The organism is Pyxidicoccus sp. M15 (assembly GCF_056858435.1).
Map to the genome: position 1 here is coordinate 1161533 of NZ_CM166495.1, position 19025 is coordinate 1180557.

The window sequence follows — 19025 nt, forward strand, 5'->3', positions numbered from 1 at the left end:
GGATTGCTGTAGCGCAGCGAATGGGGAGCAGCAAGGCGGGACGACCCGGGAGGGTGGACCCGCGCATGACGCCACGAGACGTTGGATCCCATCGTTCCGAGGTCCAATTTCCCCCCCTGCATTCGGGGTCCATTGTGTTGTCAGAGGACAGTCTACCCAGGCTGTCGCGCACCCCATGTCCTACGCCATCCACATGCACTCCGCGTTGACGGACCTGATGGAATCCCTCTCATCCCGGGCGCGCCTGTCTGTGCAGACGCGCCTGGCGCGGCTGGCGGAGGTCGCGGAGCATTGGCCCCTGGGAGACCCGCGGTGGGGGCAGCTCGCCCGGCAGCAGGGCGAGGAGCTGCTCTTCTACGCGGAGGGTTGCTGCGTCCGGCTGGGATTGGAGCCCGAGCGCCGCCGCCTGGTGGTGCGGGAGATGGGGCGGGTGCTCGTCCGCCTGCCCGGGGTCCGTGACGAGGCAGACACAAGCAGCGCTGTCCGAGCAACCTTGAACATCTCCTGAACATCGGTTCCTGAACAGCGGGTGCGGCCTACCTGTCGAGGGACTCGTGCGCCATTGCCCTCGGGGGTTACATCTAGGGCGGGACTCCACGCTGTGGGCATGCCACGAGGCGTGGCTGCGATACCGAGAGGATGGACCGCCATGCAGGGACAACGAATCCGGGTCGCGGTGCTGGAGGACCAGCAGGTCTTCCGGGAGTGCCTGGTCGCGGTGCTGGAAAGCGCGGGGATGGAGGTGGTGGCGAGCTGCGCGCAGACGCCCACCTTCCTGGCGCGGGTGCGCGAGGCGCAGCCCGACGTGGTGTTGCTGGACCTGCGGCTGGAAGTCCCTGGGCGCGACGAGGCGTCCAGCGGACTGACGGCGCTGCAGTGCCTGCACGACTTCTACCCGGGGGTGAAGGCGCTGGTGATGTCCGGCAACCAGGACTCGCAGCTGGTGGAGCAGTGCCTCAACACCGGCGCGGCCGGGTACCTGTGGAAGCAGACCGTCGGGTTGGCGGAAGTGGTGGAGGCGGTCCAGCGCGTGGCGCGCGGCGAGCGGCTGATGCCGGTAGGGCTGTCGTGGTCGTCTCCCTTCCAGGGCTTCCAGGCGCAGCAGGAGACCGCGTCCGTCGGCGGCGAGCTGGGCAAGCTGACGCTGCGTGAGCGCGAGGTGCTGGGCTACATCGCCGCGGGCGCGGACAACCTGAAGATTGCCGCGTGTCTGGGCATCACCGAGCGCACGGTGAAGGCGCACATCACCAGCATCTACAAGAAGCTGGGCCCGGAGAACCGCACGCAGCTGGCCGTGCTCGCGTGCCAGCTGGGTGTGCAGCGCCCGGCCACCGTCTAGGCGCGCCCTCGCGTGAGGGGAGCCCGCATCACCCCCGGGGGCGAGTCCTCCAGGGCATTCGACTCCGGGCCAGTATCCGCGCGCGCGCCATGAGCGCATCGTGGCGTTGGCCCCGGAGCCCGCCGTGAGTCTCCCCCCGGCGGCGGGTACCGTGGGCTCGTTCGATGTCCCCAGGGTGGGCCGGGGCAGACCCGAAGGGGCTGCCCCGGTCCCGCATCCCTCGCGCGCTACACGCCCAGGGCGTGTGGCTCGGGCTGCGTCTCCCAGCGGGGCGCGCCCAGGTGCTGGAGGAACCAGAGCCCCGCCAGCTCCACCATCTGCGTCTGGGTGCCGGGCTCCTCGAAGCGGTGCGTGGCGCCGGGGATGATTTCCAGCCGCTTCTCCGACTTCAGCGCGGCGAAGGCCCGGCGGTGCGGCTCCAGCGCGGACGTGTCATGTCCGCCGAGGATGAGCAGCGTGGGCGCGCGCACGCGCGACAGCACCGTGCCGGACATGGCCACCCGCCCGCCGCGGCACACCACCGCGTCCACGGACTCGGGCCGCAGCGCGGCGGCGGCGAGCGCGGCGCCCGCGCCGGTGTAGCTGCCCAGGTAGCCCACGCGCAGGCCGCTGGTGCGGGGCGCCCGGCGCAGCCAGCGCGCCACGCCCGCGAGGCGCCCGGCGAAGAGGCCCACGTTGAAGCGCAAGTCGCGCTCGCGCCAGGCCTCCTCCTCCGCCGCCGTCAGCAGGTCCACCGCCATGGTGGCCAGCCCCTCCGCTTGGAGGAGGCGGGCCACCGTCAAGTCACGCGCGCCGCGCCGGCTGCTGCCATGGCCCCGCGCCAGCACCACGACACCCGAGGCGGCCGGGGGGACGTGGAGGATGCCGCGCAATTCCACGCCCTCGTCCACCGGCACCCGCACCTCGCCGTTGTTCGCGGGCGGCGTCCAGGCCCCCGGGCCTCCCGCCGACGTCACCAGTCCTCGAACCGCCTTCCCAGCACCCTCATCCGACCTGCGTGAACCCTGCTTCTTCATGCGGAGTCCTTCCTTTTGTCGGACTGCGTCAGCCTTGAAGTTGCACACTCCACGAGTGAGTGGGACTGCAGGGCCCATGCCAGCCCGTCATGGAGCGGGGGAGCAGGCGGGCGGCTTCAGGGAGGGGCGAGGCGGGCCGGCTCCCAGGGGCGTCTGCCCGGGGTGCGGTGAAGCCAGAGCGGGTGCTGGCGTTCCTCCTCATGGGGACAGCGTAGCAGGATGGCGACTTCCGCGGGCCCCCCCTCCCGGAGCCGCCGCGCGCGGCTGTGGTGGACCGGATGCTCACGGCCCGTGACGGCCGTGAGGGCCGCCCCGGCGTCGGGAAGGGACTTTCGTTTTTACGGGAGGAGCGGGGCGCATCGGCCGCATTGCACCTTCGTACGACGCGGGCCTGACATGCCGCCGTCACGGCTTCGTGGCGACCACCAGCTCGAAGGGGCCGGGGAGCACCTCGGCTCCGGTGAAGCCCGTCTCCTGGAGCACGCGCAGGTAGTGCTCCACCTCGCGCAGCCGGCTGACACAGGAGTCCACACCGATGAGGAAGTAGGACCAGAAGAACTGCGCGGCCAGCCGCTCCGGGGTGCGGAACTCCTCGCAGATGAGGACGCGGCCTCCGGAGGGCAGCGCTTCCCACGCGGCCTCCAGCAGCGCGCGCGCGGTGTCCGCGGGCCAGTCGTGCAGCACGCGGACGAAGGACAGCGCGTCGTAGCCTGTGGGCAGCGGCTCCTTCAGGAAGTCGCCGCCGACGAAGCCCAGGCGCTCGGGTGGCAGGTGGTGGTGCTCGCGCGTGCGCGCCACCAGCGGGGCGGTGGCGGGGAGGTTGTAGACGTCCACGGCGAGGCCGGGGTGCTCGCGCACGAGGTGTGCCGCCAGCGTGCCGTCGCCGCCGCCCACGTCGAGCAGGCGCGCGCCGTCCTTCCACAGGCGCGGGGTGTGCGCGCGGAACGTCTCGAGGATGGGGGGCAGGCCCGCGGCCATGCTGGCCTCGAAGCCCTCCACCTGCTCGGGCGTGCGCGGGGGCCAGTCGAAGGCGGCGGCGGGCATGGCGTGCTCGCCGCGCAGCACCTGGGGGAGCTTCCCGCGCAGCTCGCTCCAGGCGTACTTCTCGCGGTCTCTCTCCAGCGAGCGCGGGCCCAGCACGGCGTCCACGGCCGCGCGCAGGCCCGGCACCGCGCGGTAGGTGGCGGACTCCAGCGCGTCCGAGGGCTGCTCGCGCTTCACGAGCCCGAGGCTCTCCAGGCAGTCGAGGAGCTTGTAGAGGCGCCCCGGGATGAGGCGGTGGCGCGAGGCCAGCTCGCCCAGGGTGACGGGGCCCGGCTCCAGCGCGTCCAGCAGGCCGAGCTGGAGCGACGCCTCCACCACGTCCACGGCGCGCGCGCCGTTGAAGAGCAGGTGCAGCAGCGCGCGCGGGGAGGGTGGCGCGTTCATGGCTCCGCGGGAGGGAATGCGGCCCCTGCGTGTGCCGGGCACCCCGCGGCCCGGGCCGCCGCCGCGTACGTCCCGGCGCTGGCGTGCATGCAGCCGTCGCGCAGCGCGCCCGGGGCGATGCCGCCCTCGCGTCGCCACGAGGACGTCAGCTCCACGCGCACGTCCCACAGCTGGCGGAACAGCGGCAGCGTCATCCGCCCCGCGAGCACCTGCGAGGGCAGCCCGTCCAGCGCCTTCACCGAGCGGTCCACGCCGATGGTGCGGCGCACCAGCTGGAAGTGCGCGTACAGCCAGTTCTGGAACGCCTCGTCCACGTCCACCAGCTGCTCGCACAGCCGCTTGAGGTCATCCGGCCCGCCGACGGTGTAGACGGCCTTCAGCGACACCTTGCGCAGCGCCAGCAGCCGCTCCAGCGCTGCCTCCAGCCCGCCCGCCGCGTGCCGGAGCATGTTGTAGCCGGGCGACTCCTGGCCGCTGCCATTGCCCAGGCTGCGCCGGATGACCTGGTACGTGTCCGGCGTCATCGTCTCCAGCACGGCCATCTCGGACACCATGGAGCGCAGCACCCGGTGGATGCGCTCCAGCCGCGCCGAGGCCGCCCACAGCTTCCCCGCGTCCAGCTCCGCCACCACCTCCACCGCCTCGCGAGAGGCCAGCTTCAGCCACAGCTCCTGCGCCTGGTGCACCACCTGGAACAGCAGCTCGTCGTGGGTGACGCGCTCTGTCTCCCCTGCCTGCAGCGACAGCAGCACCGGCGTCTTGAGGTACACCTCGTAGTCCAGCTCCCCACGCCCCACCCATTTCTTCAGCAGGGGGTTGAAGAGAGGCTCCGAGAGTTCGAGACGTAACTTTTCAGCTGGACTGTAATCAGAGGCCGTGTTCATGGGCCCTCCGGAGGGGGACTTCGGAAGGTGCTGCTTATACCTCCGGGCCGGAAGGGGGCCCGGAATGTCTACGGCCGCGCGCTCAGGTGGCGGGGGCGGGAGTGGGGGTGGGGGGGCGCGGCTTGAGGCGGAAGGCGCGGAGGCGCTGGGCGAGCTCCTCGCCCTGGACGCTCTTGGAGATGTAGCCGTCCGCGCCCGAGGCGAGCGCGAGCGAGCGGAGCTTGGACTCGTCCGAGGCCGAATAGAGGATGAACTTCGTCTTCGCGGACGCGTACTGGCGGGCCAGGTTGACGACCTTGTCGCCCTTGAGGGCAGGGAAGTTCACGTCGATGAGGACGAAGTCCGGCTCCACGGAGCGCACCAGGTTGGAGACCCCGAGCGCCGAGGTGTGCGTGAGCACCTCGAACCCGTAGGCGCTCAGCGAGCGCTGCACGAGGTCGAGCAGGTCCGGGTCATCGTCCACCACCAGGACGCGTGCTTTCTCTTCAGCCATTGTTTCTCCCTAGATGCTTGCGAATCATCTCGAGCAACTGGTCACGATCAAGGGGCTTCGTGAGGTAGGCGGTGCAGCCGGCCGCGTGCGCCTTGTCCTGGTACTCGCGCCCCGCGTGCGCCGTGACGGCGATGACGGGGACGTTGGCCGCGGACGGTAGCGCGCGCAGGCGGCGGGTGACTTCCCAGCCGTCCAGCCGTGGCAGGGACAAGTCCATGAGGATGAGGTCCGGGCTGTCGCGGGTGGCCCGCTCCAGGCCGTGCTCGCCGTCCTCGGCCTCGATGACCTCGAAGAGGCCGCCGAGGTAGCGCCGGACGATGTCCCGGTTCTGCGCGCTGTCCTCCACGTAGAGGATGCGCGGCAGCTTGCCGGCGGTGGCGGCGCGCTGGGACAACAGCAGGCCCTTGGCCTGGGCGATGACGTCCTCGAGCGCGTGGCCGCCCTTCTTCACGAAGCCGGCGAAGCCGTCGCGCAGGAGCGCCTCCTCCTCGGCGGACAGCGTCTTGCCGGTGAGGACGACGACGGGCACCTGGAGCTTCTCGGCGCGCAGCCGGCGCAGCACCTCGAAGCCGTCCAGGTTGGGCATCATCAAGTCGAGCACGACGAGGGCCGGCGGCGACACGCGCGCCTTGAGCAGGGCGTCCTCGCCGCTGCGGGCCTCGGCGGTGGAGAAGCCGGCGCGGCGCAGGTTGCGGCTGACCAGCTCGCGGGTGGCGGAGTCGTCGTCCACCACCAGCACCTCGCCCGCGTGGGCGGAGGAGCCGGCCGTCTGGCCCAGGCAGCGCTGCACCACCTCCACCAGCCGCTCCGGCTCCACCGGCTTGACGAGGTACTCGCACGCGCCCAGCGAGAAGCCGCGCGCCCGCTGCTCCTCCACGGAGATGAGGATGACGGGGATGCCGGACAGCGAGGGCTCGCCCTTGAGCTGGCTGAGCACGGACCAGCCGTCCAGCTTGGGCAGGTGGATGTCCAGGAGGATGGCCTGCGGCTTGAGCTCGCGGGCGCGCTTGAGGGCGGCGATGCCGTCCTCGGCGCCCACCACCTTGAAGCCCGCCGGCTCCAGCTGCCCCGCCACCAGCTGCTGCATCAGCGGGTCGTCGTCCACCACCAGCACGGTGCTGCCCGGCTGGGCCATGGTGCCCAGGTGCTGGGCCACCTCGGAGAAGGGCACCGCGCGCTCGGACGGGTGCGTCGCCGTGGGGATGCCGGCCGGGGCCTCCAGCGCGTTGGGCAGGCGCACGGTGAAGGTGGAGCCGCGGCCCAGCGTGGACGTCACGGACACGGTGCCGCCCAGCACGCGCGACAGCTCGCGCACAATCGCCAGGCCCAGGCCGGTGCCGCCCACCTTGCGCGTGGTGGAGCCGTCCACCTGGCGGAACTTCTCGAAGATGAAGGGGAGCTGGTCGGAGGGGATGCCGACGCCGGTGTCCTCCACCGTCATCACCACCTCGTCGCCGGCGGGCACCAGGTTGAGGGCCACCTCGCCCGCGTCGGTGAACTTGGCGGCGTTGCTCAGGAGGTTGAGCATGATCTGCCGCAGCTTCAGCGCGTCCGAGCGGAGCAGGCGCGCCTCGGGGTCGATGTTCGTGGTCAGCGCCACGTCCTTGCCCTTGAGGTACTCCTTCACCGTGGCCATGCACTCGTCGGCCAGCTCCTGCACGTCCACCTGCTCGGTGACGACCTCCACGCGGCCGGCTTCAATCTTGGACAGGTCCAGGATGTCGTTGATGAGCGCCAGCAGCGTCTTGGCGTTCGTCTTGACGACGTTGAGGTCTCTGCGGCCGTGGGCGGTGAGGCGGTTGCCCTCCTCGCGCATCAGGAGGTCGCAGTAGCCGATGATGCCGTTGAGGGGCGTGCGGATTTCGTGGCTGAAGTTGGCCAAAAACTCGCTCTTGAGGCGGGCGGCGGCCTCGGCCTCGCGGGCGCGCTCCTCCTCGTTGCGCTTGGCGATGGCCAGCTCCTGGGCCAGCCGGTCCAGGTCCTCGTTCTGCTGGCGGATGATTTCCATCTGCAGCGCGCGCTGCTGGTAGGACGCCAGCGAGCGCGCGGACACGGCGCGCGTGCGCTTGATTTCCTCCAGGCTGGCGGCGAGCTGCTTGTTGGCGGCGAGCAGCTCCGCCTGCGACGCGCGCAGCATCTCCTCGCGCTGCTTGCGCTCGGTGATGTCCTCGGTGACGCCGAGCACGAAGCGCGCCTCGCCGTGCTCGTCCAGCAGCGGAAGCTTGCGCGTGGCGAAGATGCGGTCCACGCCGTCGGCGCGGGCCACCTCCTCGAAGGTCTTCATCTGCCGGCTGGTGAGGATTTCGGTGTCGATGGCGATGAAGGAGTCCGCCTGCTCCTTCGGGAAGTAGTCGTGGTCCAGCTTCCCGAGCAGCCACTGCTTGGTGACGCGGAAGATGTCCGCGAAAGTCTTGTTGGCCACCACCAGCCGGCGCGTCTCCGCGTCCTTCACGAAGAGGACGAAGGGGAGCGCGTCGATGATGTTTTCCATCAGGTAGTTGGTGCGCTGCAGCTCCTCCGCCGTCTTGTTGTGGCGACGGCGGTCCGCCGTCATCCGCAGCTCGCGGCTCACCACCGGGACCAGCCGGCTGAAGCGGTCCTCGGTGACGTAGTCGAGCGCCCCGGCGCGCACGCTCGCCTCCAGCGTGTCCTCGCTCCAGTCGCGCGAGAGCACCACGAAGGGCAGCTGCTTGCCGTACTTGTGCCAGAGCGCCTGCACCTCGGCGAAGCCCAGGCCCGGCAGCTCGGAGCCGCAGAGGGCGAGCGACCAGCTCTTCGACAGCGCCGCCTCCACCTCGGCCGGGGTGGTGGCGCGCTCGGTCTTCACGGACATGCCCGCGCTGGCAAGCGCTGCCTCCACCTGCTGGCACTCGCGCTCGCTTGCCACCAGCAGGACGGAAACGTTGTCCGAAGTGTCGGAGTTCGCCATGGCTCTAGTTCGCCCCAAACACCAGCGTGGTCAGCGTGGTGTTGATGTGGAAGCCCGAGTAGATCTCGAAGTGCACGTTCATCCCAGCGGCGGTGGGTGCGGCCCGGAGAGTCTCGGCGAGCTGGGAAACGCTGTTGGTGGCGCTCGCATACCACATGCGCCCACCGCAGTGGAACAGGAGGGCGGCCTGGGGGTTCTGCACCCGGCGGGGCATCTCCTCGGTGAAGAAGGTGCGCGTCATGCCGGCCATGTCGCCCATCTTCATCAGCTCCAGCTCGGTGCCCTCCTCCAGGAGGTTGGCGAAGAGGATGGAGCCGTCGTCCAGGGGCTTCCAGGCGCTGCGGATGAAGTACTCGCGGCCCACGCGCAGGGCGGTGGGGCGCACCGCGAAGCCCTGCGGGGTGCCGAACTCGAGCTGGCGGGGGTCCTCCACGCCGAGCAGCTCCGCGTAGCGCTTCGCGGCCGGCTGGCCGTCGATTTCGAGCGCGCGGGTGTGGCTCTCGTCCACCTTCGTAATCGTGAGCTTCTCGCCGGTGGGCACGTACCAGTGGGAGCGCAGCGCGGCCCAGGGGGCATTCGTCTTGAAGAGGGCCACCAGCACCGCGTCGCCGGCCACCTCGCCGTCCACGTGGATGAGGGCGGACTGCTTGGCCGGGTCGCGGTTGTCGTCGCTGGCGCCGCCGCCGACGAGCACCAGCGTCTGGCTCTTCTCCAGGATGCCGAGCAGCAGCTCTTCCTTCTTGTAGCGGAAGCCGTCGTCGATGACGAGGCCGACGTACCGGCGCGGGTCCAGGTCCTGCTGGCGCACGCCCAGGTCATCACAGGCGCGCTTGATGGCGGCCGCGCCCGCGCCGATGGCGTCCACGGACAGGCCGCTGCCCAGGCCCAGGCCCACCTCGAAGTCACCGGACAGCGCGGACAGCACCACGCTGCCCTCGTGGATGCCGGTGTTGTCCAGCTCGCCCGCCGTGGTGGCGCCGATGAGGCGCGTGCCCTGCGGCAGCCGCGCGCGCACCGCGCGGTTGAGGGCGTGCTGGTCGCGCTCGCGCGAGGCGAACATCGTCACCAGCCGGGGATGCGTGCCTCCCAGCTGGCTGAGGAGGTCCTCCGCGGCGGCATCCGGCTCCTTCAGCGTGGTGCGGGCCGTGTGCATCTTCACTTGTGCCATGGAGGACCTCCGGTGTGTTGCGGGCGGCGGCTAGAGGCCGCTGCCCGGGTGCTGAGTATGACAGGCCCCGGTGCACTGCTGGAACGACTCCTGCCCGCCACCGACATACATGCTCTCGATGGGTCCGAATTGCGCCACGTGGGTCTCCGGGTAGGACTTGTGGCAGGACAGGCAGGCGGCCTTGCTGGTGCGCTGGATGCTTGCCTTCGTCAGGTGGCACGAGGAGCACTTCTCCAGGGGGGCGTCGAAGCGGTTGGAGCGCGAGTGGATGAAGTGGGTGCGCACGAAGATGGGCCCCTCCAGCTCGAACTCCAGGGGAGCGTGGCAGCCGGCGCACGCGGCGCGGTTGTCGTTGGCGTGCAGCACCTGGCTCAGCTCGCCGCCCTGGCTGTGGCAGCTGGTGCAGGGGCCGGTGGTGAGGGTGGCCTGGGTGCGCGTCTTCGTGCCCACCTGGACTTCAATCGTCGTGGAGGCGGGCAGGTCCTCGCCCAGGTACACGCGGCGGCCCTTGGCCGTGAGCAGGTAGGTGCCGGGGGCGGCGTTCGCCGGGACGGAGAAGGTCCAGGTGTCCGTGTTGATTTGATTCCAGAGGTTCGGGTCGATGAAGGCGCCGCCGAACAGGACGTTGGCGAAGGGGAACGTGGTGAACTGGGAGAAGACGCCGTCGCGCTCCGGAGTCCCCACCACCTGCGCGTCGATGTCCGGGTCGAGGAACGCGCCCAGGCCGACGATGGAGCGGATGGGGCGGATGTTCTGCGCGGGGCCGATGATTTGCGCCATCAGCATGCGCTCGCGGTGCTTGCGACGGTAGTACGTCGTCGTGGCGTCGAAGAAGGCCCGGTAGTACTGGAGGCCGGACTCGGTGCCGTCCGGCGCCACGTCGTTGTAGGCCGGCAGCACGCCCTTGGGGTGCAGGCGCTTGCCCGCCCCGTCCCGCAGGGTGAGCTGGAAGGTGATGTCGCTGCCTGGCGCATAGGTTCCGTCGGGCCGCGGCGGAGTGAGGGCCGCGAGCTCCAGCTTGAAACCGTAGGAGTACTCGGGGTTCTTCACCTGCTCGACGGGAATGGAGTAGGGGGCGAACGGGCGCAGGCTCCAGCGCAGGCGCAGGGCGCGGGTGTTCGGCTGGAAGGTGAGCGTGTGCGCCTTGGCGTGGTCATACGCGTTGCGCAGCTCGACGAGCGCCTCCTCCTCGAACGAGGTGGAGCCCGAGCAGTCCGTCCGGGTGGCGCAGCCGGTGGCCGTCTGGATTGCGCGGAAGCGGCGGACGAAGAAGTCGTCGCTCTCCGTGCGGCGCGTGTACTCGCTGCCCGCATTCACCAGCACCGGCGCGCCGGTGAGGCGGCCGTGCTGGTCCACCGGCTCCACCGTGAAGAAGCTGGGCACGTCCATCCAGGCGGCGCCCCGGTAGAAGCGGCGGCGGGTGAAGGGCGCGCCCAGGCCCGTGGACTCCTGGTCCGCCGCGCGCACGCCCGTCCAGCCCAGGCCCGCGAAGTCGCTGCGGGTGCGCAGGGACGCGAGGCCCTCGTCCGTGGTGGCCTGCACGACGGCGCGGATGTCGATTTGGTTGATGTAGAAGGTGCCGCCCGCGCGCACGCGCACCGGCTGGCCCTCGCCATTGTGCACTTCCAGGGCGAGCGCCACCGGCTTGACGGACCCGGGCCGCAGCGCGTCCGGCTCCGTCATCGCCTGGGCCTGCGCCTCCAGCTCGGCGTCGCTCTCCACGTCACCCGAAACGTCCGGTCCGCCGCAGGCGAGCAGCAGGCTCGCGAGGGAGGCGAGCAGCGCCGCGCGGCAGGTCGCCAGGACGGAGGGCATGCGCGAAGCAGACATCTCGCGGCTCGCCCGGGGGGCTCCAAGACCACCCATGGTGAATCTCCTCGTACATTGATGAAGGCGCCCTCATGGCGCCCCGGCCAGCGGACCCTGTGGCCCGTCGCCCCGGGGGGGGGACGGTGTGGGCGGGGTCTCTCCCGTTTCCGGGTTTCCCCGGTTCGAGCCTTTTTAGCCGTACGAAGAATATCTGCAATGAACAGAGCGATTCAACTTGGGGGCGAAATATCCGCTGTAATCCAAACCATTAGTGTTGTCAGGTGGATAAGCGAGCGACCGGCGGTGAAGTCGGGCTCCAAAGTCACGCCCGGGCTTCAGCCGGCAGGCAGGCCTCGGAGTGCGGGGTTCGGGGCAGCTCAACCGTGAATTCCGCGCCCTCCCCGGCGCGGCTCTGGACGTGGATGGAGCCGCCGTGGGCTTCCACCAGCTGGCGGACGATGTAGAGGCCCAGGCCGGTGCCGGGGTGGCGGCTCGCGCCGCCGTCGTGGACGCGCTGGAAGCGGTGGAAGAGGCGCTGCTGGGCCTCGGTGGAGATGCCGATGCCGGCGTCCTTCACGGTGAAGCGGGCGCGCTCGCCGTCGGCGTGGACGCGCACCTCCACGGGCTGGCCCCGGCCGAACTTGAGGGCGTTGCTGATGAGGTTGGTGACGACGCGGTCCAGCCGCTGCCTGTCCCACAGGCCGGTGGCGCCCTCGTCCACGCGCAGGGTGAGGGCGCAGCCGGCGGCGGTGGCCTGGTCGCCGTGGCGCTCCACCACCTCGCGCACCAGCTTCGCCAGGTCCAGCTCCTCGGTGTCCAGCACCATGCGGCCGGCGGACAGGCGCGACAAATCCAGCAGGTTGTGCACCAGCCGGCCCAGGCGCCGCGTCTCCATCTCCGCCCCGGCCAGCCCGTCGCGCATGCGCGCATCGTGGCCGTTGGCGCCCTCCAGCATGCGCAGCCGCCGCAGCCGCAGCTGGAGCGAGCTGAGCGGGTTGCCCAGGTCATGCGCGGCCACGCCGATGAGCTCGAGCGCGTCCTTCGCCTCGGCCAGCAGCCGCGCGTTGTCCAGCGCGAGCGCGGCGCGCGCGGCCAGCTCCTCCATGAAGGCGCGGTCCACCTCGCCGAAGCGGCGCAGGGGGCCGGTGGACATGAGGCACAGCGCGCCCAGCACGCGCGTGCCCACGTCCAGCGGCACGGTGAGGGCGGACGTCACGCCCAGGGTGCGCAACAGCTCGCCGTACGCGGTGCCGGCCAGCGCCTGCGACGTGCGCGCCGCGTCCAGCTCGGGCAGCAGCTCGCCGCGGCCGGTGCGCACCACGCGCGAGGGGCCCACCTCGCCGTCGTCCGGGCAGCGCAGGAGCGGCTCCCAGATGCGGCCGGCGGCGTCCATGTCCGCGCACGCCACGGCCTGCGGCCGCACGGTGCCGTCCTCGCCGGGGACGAAGAGGATGCAGGCGTCGGCGACCTCGGGCACGCACAGGCGCGTGAGGGCCTCGCCCACCTCGCGCGCGCCGGACAGCGGCTGGAGGACGCGGCCGGCCTCGGCGAAGAGGGCCTGGGCGCGCTCCATGCGGCGGCGCTCGGTGATGTCGCGCGTCACCTGCGCGAAGCCGCGCAGCCGGCCGCAGCCGTCATGCAGCGCGGTGAGCAGCGTCTCCGCCCAGAAGCGCGTGCCGTCGCGGCGCACGCGCCAGCCCTCGGCCAGCAGGCGCCCCTCGCGCGCGGCGCGCTCCTGGTGCGCGCGGGGCACCCCCGCGGCGACCTCGTCCTCCGGGTAGAGCCGGTCCGCCTCGCGGCCGAGGACGTCCGCCTCCGACCAGCCGCTCAGCCGCGCGGCGCCGGCGCTCCACGCCGTGACGCGGCCGGCCCGGTCGAGGAAGCACAGCGCGTAGTCCGTCACGCCATCCATGAGGAGCTGCAGGCGCTGCTCGCTGTGCTCGTGCCGGGCATGCAGCGGCGCCAGGGCGCGGTGCAGCACGAAGCCCAGCGCGCCCACCCCGGCCAGACCCAGGAGTCCCGCCACCAGCGCCTGGGGCAGCGCGCCGGGCGGGGACTCCTGGGTGATGAGGTGTCCGTGGACTGCGGACAGCAGCGTCCCGAGGAGCAACACCCCGGCCAGCAGGCATGCGGACAGACCTGCCCCTACTCGCTGAGCGAACGTCCAACGGCGCATCATTTGGCACTCCCCCCCAGTCGCTCCGGGAAACCCCGTACGACAGGCAAGGTCAGCATCACCGATGTGAAGCACTGAAAACATCACCCCATTGGACGGGGCGGATCCGACCCGTGAGTTTTGTGATCAGCCCCGGCCGGGGAGACGTGCCGGGTGCCTGGAGGCTCGCGAGGCGCCGTCGACGGAATGGCCTTCGTGATGCCAGGGGGTTATGAGGCGTACCCCCCATTTCCGGGGGCCCTGCGCTCACTCCCATGTCCCTCGTCGAAGGTTCCAAGGTCCGCTACCTCCCGCAGCCCGAATGGGGTGTGGGACACCTGATGTCTTTTCAGGAGGAGGGCGCCAAGGCGCTCGTCTCCTTCCCGGCCCGGGAGGACGCGCCGGTGCTGGTGTCCACCAAGGGCGGCGCGCTGGTGCCGTACGCGCTGCCGCCGGGCGAGCCGGTGCTGACGTACAAGGGACGGCTGGCCCTGGTCATCCGCGAGGAGCCGGGCGCGCGCGGCCTGCGCCGCTACGTGCTGCGCTACGCGGACGACGGCGAGGAGGACGAGCTCCCCGAGTCCGAGGTGCGCGCGCTGCCGCCGCGCTCGGACCTGCTCTCCACGCTGCGCGAGGGGCGCGTGGGCGACGCGAAGGCCTTCACGCTGCGCAAGCAGGCGCTGGTGCTGGACGACGAGCGCCGCTGCGACGCGCTGGGCGCGCTGCTGGCCAGCCGCATCATGGTGAAGCCGCACCAGGTGGGCGTGGTGCAGCGCGTGCTGTCCGCGCGCCGGCCCCGCTTCGTGCTGGCGGATGAGGTGGGCCTGGGCAAGACGATTGAGGCAGGCATGGTGTTCAGCGCGCTGCGGCTGTCGGGCCTGGCGCGCCGCTGCCTCGTGGTGGCGCCCAGCCACCTCACCGTGCAGTGGCTGGTGGAGCTGTTCCACAAGTTCAACCAGCTCTTCACGTTGATGGACTCGGACCGCTACGAGCAGTCCCTCAAGGAGGCGCCCGGCGTCTCCCCCTGGGCGCGCTTCCCGCTGGTGGTGACGAGCCTGGAGCTGCTGTCGCGCAGCGCCGAGCACCGCCGCGAGCTGGCCGGCGAGGACGCCTTCTGGGACCTGGTCATCGTCGACGAGGCGCACCACCTCAAGGGCGAGAAGGCCTTCGAGGCGGCGAAGGTGCTCGCGGGCAACTCGTGGGGCCTGCTGCTGCTCACCGCCACGCCCATGCAGCTGGACCCGGCGGAGTACCACGGGCTGCTCACCCTCATCGACGCGGGCACCGCGCCCACGGTGGCGGGCTTCGAGGAGCGCTTGAAGCGCCAGGAGGAGCTGTCCTCCGCGGTGCGCGCATTGATGGAGGGCGGCAAGCCCTCCGCCGCGGTGCAGGCGCTGGCGAAGCGCTTCCCCGAGGACGCGAAGCTCGCGGCGCTCAAAGACAGGGACGCGCTGCTCCAGCACCTCGCGGAGACGTACAGCCTGAGTGACAGGCTGGTGCGCAACCGCCGCGCGGTGGTGGGCGGCTTCTCCACGCGCCGGCTGCACCGCCACCCGGTGGAGCTGCCCGCCGAGGAGCTGAAGGTCCGCGACGCCGCGCTGGCGACGCTGGCCGAGGGCTCGCTGCGCGGTGCGCCGCTGGGCAACGTGCTGCGCCGGCTGGAGTCCAGCCCCGCCGCCTTCGCGGGCGCGGTGAAGGCCAACCCCGTCTTCAAGGGGAAGGCGGACGCGCTGCGGCTGCCCACGCGCGACGCGAAGTTCGGAGCGTTCCTCGGCGTGCTGCGCGGCATCTGGAAGGCGGAGCCGGCGGCGAAGGTGCTCGTCTTCACGGAGAGCCGCGACACGCTGGACGCGCTCCAATCGGAATTGGGCCGCGAGGGCGTGGAGGCGCTGGGCTACCACGGCGATTTGCCGCTGGTGGAGCGCGACAGGCAGGTGGCGCGCTTCAGGGACCCGGAAGGACCCAAGGTGCTGCTGTGCACGGAGGTGGGCGGCGAGGGCCGCAACTTCCAGTTCGCGCACCACCTGGTGCACTACGATTTGCCCTGGAGCCCGGCCACGGTGGAGCAGCGCATCGGCCGCCTGGACCGCATCGGCCAGACGCACCCGGTGGAAATCCACGTCTTCGACCCGGCAGGCACGCTGGCGTCGGACGTGCTGATGCTGCTGGCGGACGCCGTCGGCGTCTTCGGCGAGACGGTGGGCGGCCTGGACGCGGTGCTGGAAGAGGTGGAGGACCGGCTCGCGGAACTGGCGCTGCTGCCGCGCGAGGCGCGCGTGGCGTACGCCCAGGAGTTGAAGGCGAAGGTGGAGGCCGCGCGCGCACAGGTGAAGCGCGCGTATGACCCGCTGCTGGACGTGCGCAGCTTCGACAAGCCGGCGGTGGAGCGGCTGGTGAAGCGCGCCCAGGAGCGCATGGGGATTGAAGACGAGGACGAGGGCGAGGACGGCGAGGCCCCCAGCGTCGAGGACGGCCTGTGGGGCGTGGCCAGGGACCTCGACGAGCGCCTGGAGGAGAGCGTCACCGAGCTGGCGCGCCGCGTGGGCATCGGCGTGGACGTGGACGAGCAGGTGGAGGCCTTCCAGGTGGCCTTCCAGTTCGGCCACGCGCTGAAGGTGGACGGGCTGCCGGGCCTCGACGTGATGGAGGACCGGACGCTGCTGGGCACCTTCTGGCGCGACACGGCGGTGGAGGCGGAGGAACTGGAGTACTTCGCCACCGGCCACTCGCTGGTGGAGGCCCTCTTCGGCTTCCTGCGCGACGGGCCCTACGGGCGCAGCGGGTTCCGCTTCATCGAGAAGCGCGGGCCCATGAAGGCGCGCGGGCTGGAGGTGCTCTACCACGTGCAGCTGCCGGAGCCGGAGGACACCTCCCCGGGCGCGCGCGTGCCCAGCCGCCAGCTGGCGCGCTTCCTGGAGCGCACGCTGCTGCACGTGGCGGTGGTGGAGGGTGCCAGCGGCCCGAAGGCGGACACCACCGTGCTGCCCGCGCTGGAGACGGAAGGCCGCGCGCTCAAGGGCGACGAGGTGAACCGCGCCTTCCCGGGCTTCGGCTCCTTCGTGGACGCGGCCGTGCCGGTGGCGCAGAAGGCCGCGGAGGCGGACCTGGCGAAGCTGGCCACCCGTGCGCGCAAGGCCATCGAGGCCGAGCGCGACACCGCGGCCGAGCGCCTGCGCCTCTCCCTGGCCCACCAGGGCCTCCCGGCCGACGCGGTGCAGGCCCAGCTGGACGCGGAGCGCGCCCACTACGAGCGGCTGCTCAAGGCACTGGCGGGCGCGAAGGTCATTCTCGACTCCGCTTGCGGCTTCGTCATCAATCGCTGACGCTCGGGGTGGACGTGTAACGTCCACCTCTCAACGGCCGGGGTCCCCCCCACCCGGTCGCGCACAGCCCGGCTGCGCCTGCAACAGTCGTGCTGTGCGTCAATGTGCGAGCCCCGTCCATTTGACCGATTCCTCAATCAACCAGAAAAGAGGAATCCGGTAATAGCCATGGCACACCGGGGCACCTCAGGGACAGGTCAGTCTGGACAGGCGGCGGTGGAGGCCGCGCTGACGCTGCCGTTGGTGGTGTTCCTGGTGCTGGGGACGCTGCAGCTGTTCCTGATGTTGCAGGCGCGCATCCTGGCGCAGGTGGCGGTGTACCGGGCGGTGCGCGCGGGCAGCCTCAACCACGGCAACTGCCTGCCGATGACGCACGCGGCGCTGGTGACGATGCTGCCCACGGTGGCGCGCACGGACACCGCGGAGCGGCTCGCGGATGCCTTCTCTCCGCGGCGCCACAACCACTTCTGGGTGCGCGGCTCCACCGGCGAGCGCTTCAACGAGCCGATGATTGAAATCGTCCGCGAGTCGCCGGACGCCGGCTGGGTGCAGTCGCTGCTGGGCGACGAGGACCTGATGTTCGACCAGCCCACCAACAACGCGCGGGAGCTGCGGCAGCGCACGTTGGAGATACGGATGGTGGCCTGGTACTACATGCGCATCCCGTTCGCGAACTGGGTGATGAGCCGCATGTTCCTGGCCCACTTCCAGCTCCAGCGCTACACGGCCACCAACCCGCTGATGCCCACGCAGAAGCGCGCGGCCTGGTACGGCGAGACGGACGAGACGATTGGGCGCGACAGGTGGCCGGGCGGAGACCTGGGCGCCCGCATGGTGCGCTGGAGCAACGACGGGCACTTCCTCTTCCCCATCCAGGTCAATGCGGCCATGCGGATGATGACGCCCGTGATGTCCGAGTACTTCCAGGGAGGCCCCGCATGCGCCCTTCACGGTTCATGACCCGCGCGCGGCGGGGACAGGCGCTGGTGCTCTTCGCGCTGACGCTGCTGCTGTTGGCGGTGCTGGTGCTGATGACGCTGGGCTTCGGCATGCGCGCGAAGGAGCGCGTGGAAATCCAGATGGCGGCGGACGCGGCGGCCTACAGCCAGGCGGTGGCCACGGCGCGGACGTTCAATGCGATTTCGGTGATGAACCGCGCGCAGGTGGCCCACATGGTGGCCATGGCCGGCACGCAGGCGCTCATCAGCCACAGCAGCCAGGAGTACGCGGCGCACAACGTGGTGTGCCCGGGTGAGGTCCTGCCCAGCGACTGGTTCAAGGGGGACGAGGCGGCGGCCGCCCAGGTGCTCAGCCTGCAGGGGCAGGCGGGCAACATGTACCGGGGCGGCATGGCCATCTACATCAAGCTGCTGGGGGACCACATCGCGGGCCAGGAGCTCGCGAAGCGGGTCGCCGAGGCGGTCAACCCCGAGCTGGAGGCGCCACCGGCGGGCGCGGAGAAGAGCTTCTCCGAGCTCAACGGCGCCAATGCGATTCGCACGCGCGACGACGTCATCAACGCGATGAAGTCGGGCACCAACAACTGCGCCGTCGGGGACGGCGCGGTGTGCCCGTCGGGTGGCAGCAAGGCCGCGCTCAACGCCACCATGGGCAGCATGGGCTGGACGTGGGTGCACAACCGCCCGGGAGGCGGCGCGAGCTTCGGTACCGGTTTCGCGGCGGTGTCCACCTCCTTCAAGCACTACAACTCCGCGGCGCAGATGGACTCGTCCCGGTATGACACCGTCTCCGGGCGCAACGCGCAGGCGCATGACCATGGGCGCACCGTGACGCCCGCGCTCTGCCCCACGCCGCCCCCCGTGCCGCCCATCGCGGACGACGCGTGGGTGATGTCCGACGAGCGGCAGACGCACGAGGACCAGCATGTGTACGGCGCCCGCGCGCCCCCGGGCCAGGCGCCTGAAAATGCCAACCCCGTCTGGGAGATGCACACGCTGGGCGAGTGCGTCATCTGCCCGGGCATCTGGCCGTTCTCCATGAGCTACAACACGGCCGAGCTGCAGCGGGGAGCGGCCAACCAGTACGGCCAGCCGAAGCTGTACGCGATGCTCTACCGGGACTACGCCAGCCCCCGGCGGCGGCAGCAGCCGGACCCGTGGAACCTCTTCTTCCGCTTCCGCTTCACGGAGGACAGCGACGCGGAGTTCGACAACGGCAGCCCGCTGGGCCGCATCCGCCCCACCGGGCGCGAGGACGTGCACCGCAACCAGGTGGCCCTGTCCGCCGGCCTCGTCTACTACCACCGGCCCCGCCCCGCGGCGGCAGGGGGCGGCTGGAGCGAGCCTCCCAACTTCCTCAACCCCTTCTGGCGCGCGACGCTGGCGAGCCCCGAGGGCTCCGTCGACGACCGGCCCGCGGACAGTCTGGCGGGCGCGGGCTTCACCGGCCACGCGCGGGCGCTGCGCCGGCTGGTGGGCGAGGGCTACCGGGGCGGTGGCCCGGGCGGGAGGGGGTACTGAC

At 71.2% G+C, this 19025-nt stretch carries 13 protein-coding genes; 5 read left to right on the plus strand and 8 right to left on the minus strand.

Annotation, left to right across the window (positions count from 1 at the left end; translation table 11 throughout):
• The first annotated feature begins 175 nt into the window (after nt 1-175).
• Nucleotides 176-508 carry a hypothetical protein gene (locus tag ACX9TP_RS04685; RefSeq protein ID WP_482978505.1) on the plus strand — a complete coding sequence of 111 codons (333 nt, stop codon included), beginning with the start codon at nt 176-178 and terminating at the stop codon, nt 506-508.
• A gap of 141 nt (nt 509-649) precedes the next feature.
• Nucleotides 650-1339, plus strand: a complete 690-nt coding sequence (locus ACX9TP_RS04690) for a response regulator transcription factor (protein ID WP_482978506.1) — start codon at nt 650-652, stop codon at nt 1337-1339.
• 227 nt (nt 1340-1566) lie between these two features.
• Here the strand turns inward: ACX9TP_RS04690 and ACX9TP_RS04695 are convergent, their stop codons facing one another.
• The 8 genes from ACX9TP_RS04695 to ACX9TP_RS04730 form a co-directional block, all read right to left on the minus strand.
• Entirely contained in the window at nt 1567-2355 is a 789-nt protein-coding gene (locus tag ACX9TP_RS04695) for a dienelactone hydrolase family protein (protein WP_482978507.1), read from the minus strand.
• A 405-nt stretch (nt 2356-2760) separates the two neighbouring features.
• Entirely contained in the window at nt 2761-3783 is a 1023-nt protein-coding gene (locus tag ACX9TP_RS04700) for a methyltransferase (RefSeq protein WP_482978508.1), read from the minus strand.
• The gene (locus ACX9TP_RS04705; protein ID WP_482978509.1) at nt 3780-4580 is read right to left on the minus strand and encodes a tryptophan 2,3-dioxygenase family protein; all 801 of its coding nucleotides are present in this window, start codon (nt 4578-4580) and stop codon (nt 3780-3782) included. The genes ACX9TP_RS04700 and ACX9TP_RS04705 overlap by 4 nt, the downstream gene beginning before the upstream one ends.
• A 169-nt stretch (nt 4581-4749) precedes the next feature.
• Entirely contained in the window at nt 4750-5160 is a 411-nt protein-coding gene (locus ACX9TP_RS04710; protein WP_482978510.1) for a response regulator, read from the minus strand.
• Nucleotides 5153-8089 (minus strand): response regulator, encoded by a 2937-nt coding sequence (locus tag ACX9TP_RS04715; protein ID WP_482978511.1) that lies wholly within the window; start codon nt 8087-8089, stop codon nt 5153-5155. The genes ACX9TP_RS04710 and ACX9TP_RS04715 overlap by 8 nt, the downstream gene beginning before the upstream one ends.
• Before the next feature lie 4 nt (nt 8090-8093).
• The gene (locus ACX9TP_RS04720) at nt 8094-9257 is read right to left on the minus strand and encodes an FIST signal transduction protein (RefSeq protein ID WP_482978512.1); all 1164 of its coding nucleotides are present in this window, start codon (nt 9255-9257) and stop codon (nt 8094-8096) included.
• A gap of 30 nt (nt 9258-9287) precedes the next feature.
• Entirely contained in the window at nt 9288-11123 is a 1836-nt protein-coding gene (locus tag ACX9TP_RS04725; RefSeq protein ID WP_482978513.1) for a cytochrome c3 family protein, read from the minus strand.
• 265 nt (nt 11124-11388) lie between these two features.
• A complete protein-coding gene (locus tag ACX9TP_RS04730) occupies nt 11389-13245 on the minus strand; it encodes a sensor histidine kinase (protein WP_482978514.1) in 1857 nt (618 codons plus the stop codon).
• 251 nt (nt 13246-13496) lie between these two features.
• Between ACX9TP_RS04730 and ACX9TP_RS04735 the strand changes: the two genes are divergently transcribed.
• The 3 genes from ACX9TP_RS04735 (at nt 13497) to ACX9TP_RS04745 (ending at nt 19024) form a co-directional block, all read left to right on the plus strand.
• Nucleotides 13497-16544 carry a helicase-related protein gene (locus tag ACX9TP_RS04735; protein ID WP_482978515.1) on the plus strand — a complete coding sequence of 1016 codons (3048 nt, stop codon included), beginning with the start codon at nt 13497-13499 and terminating at the stop codon, nt 16542-16544.
• 168 nt (nt 16545-16712) lie between these two features.
• Nucleotides 16713-17504, plus strand: coding sequence for a TadE/TadG family type IV pilus assembly protein (locus ACX9TP_RS04740; RefSeq protein ID WP_482978516.1), 792 nt, complete (start codon nt 16713-16715; stop codon nt 17502-17504).
• On the plus strand, nt 17483-19024 hold the full coding sequence (locus tag ACX9TP_RS04745) for a pilus assembly protein (protein WP_482978517.1): 1542 nt from the start codon (nt 17483-17485) through the stop codon (nt 19022-19024). Before ACX9TP_RS04740 ends, ACX9TP_RS04745 begins: the two co-directional genes overlap by 22 nt.
• Nucleotide 19025: the final 1 nt, after the last annotated feature.

What these genes read in the sequence shown, in the direction of transcription:
- ACX9TP_RS04685 (WP_482978505.1), top strand. Translation starts at nt 176, where the DNA reads ATGTCCTACGCCATCCACATGCACTCCGCGTTGACGGACCTGATGGAA.
- ACX9TP_RS04690 (WP_482978506.1), top strand. Translation starts at nt 650, where the DNA reads ATGCAGGGACAACGAATCCGGGTCGCGGTGCTGGAGGACCAGCAGGTC.
- ACX9TP_RS04695 (WP_482978507.1), bottom strand. Translation starts at nt 2,355, where the DNA reads ATGAAGAAGCAGGGTTCACGCAGGTCGGATGAGGGTGCTGGGAAGGCG.
- ACX9TP_RS04700 (WP_482978508.1), bottom strand. Translation starts at nt 3,783, where the DNA reads ATGAACGCGCCACCCTCCCCGCGCGCGCTGCTGCACCTGCTCTTCAAC.
- ACX9TP_RS04710 (WP_482978510.1), bottom strand. Translation starts at nt 5,160, where the DNA reads ATGGCTGAAGAGAAAGCACGCGTCCTGGTGGTGGACGATGACCCGGAC.
- ACX9TP_RS04715 (WP_482978511.1), bottom strand. Translation starts at nt 8,089, where the DNA reads ATGGCGAACTCCGACACTTCGGACAACGTTTCCGTCCTGCTGGTGGCA.
- ACX9TP_RS04720 (WP_482978512.1), bottom strand. Translation starts at nt 9,257, where the DNA reads ATGGCACAAGTGAAGATGCACACGGCCCGCACCACGCTGAAGGAGCCG.
- ACX9TP_RS04725 (WP_482978513.1), bottom strand. Translation starts at nt 11,123, where the DNA reads ATGGGTGGTCTTGGAGCCCCCCGGGCGAGCCGCGAGATGTCTGCTTCG.
- ACX9TP_RS04730 (WP_482978514.1), bottom strand. Translation starts at nt 13,245, where the DNA reads ATGATGCGCCGTTGGACGTTCGCTCAGCGAGTAGGGGCAGGTCTGTCC.
- ACX9TP_RS04735 (WP_482978515.1), top strand. Translation starts at nt 13,497, where the DNA reads ATGTCCCTCGTCGAAGGTTCCAAGGTCCGCTACCTCCCGCAGCCCGAA.
- ACX9TP_RS04740 (WP_482978516.1), top strand. Translation starts at nt 16,713, where the DNA reads ATGGCACACCGGGGCACCTCAGGGACAGGTCAGTCTGGACAGGCGGCG.
- ACX9TP_RS04745 (WP_482978517.1), top strand. Translation starts at nt 17,483, where the DNA reads ATGCGCCCTTCACGGTTCATGACCCGCGCGCGGCGGGGACAGGCGCTG.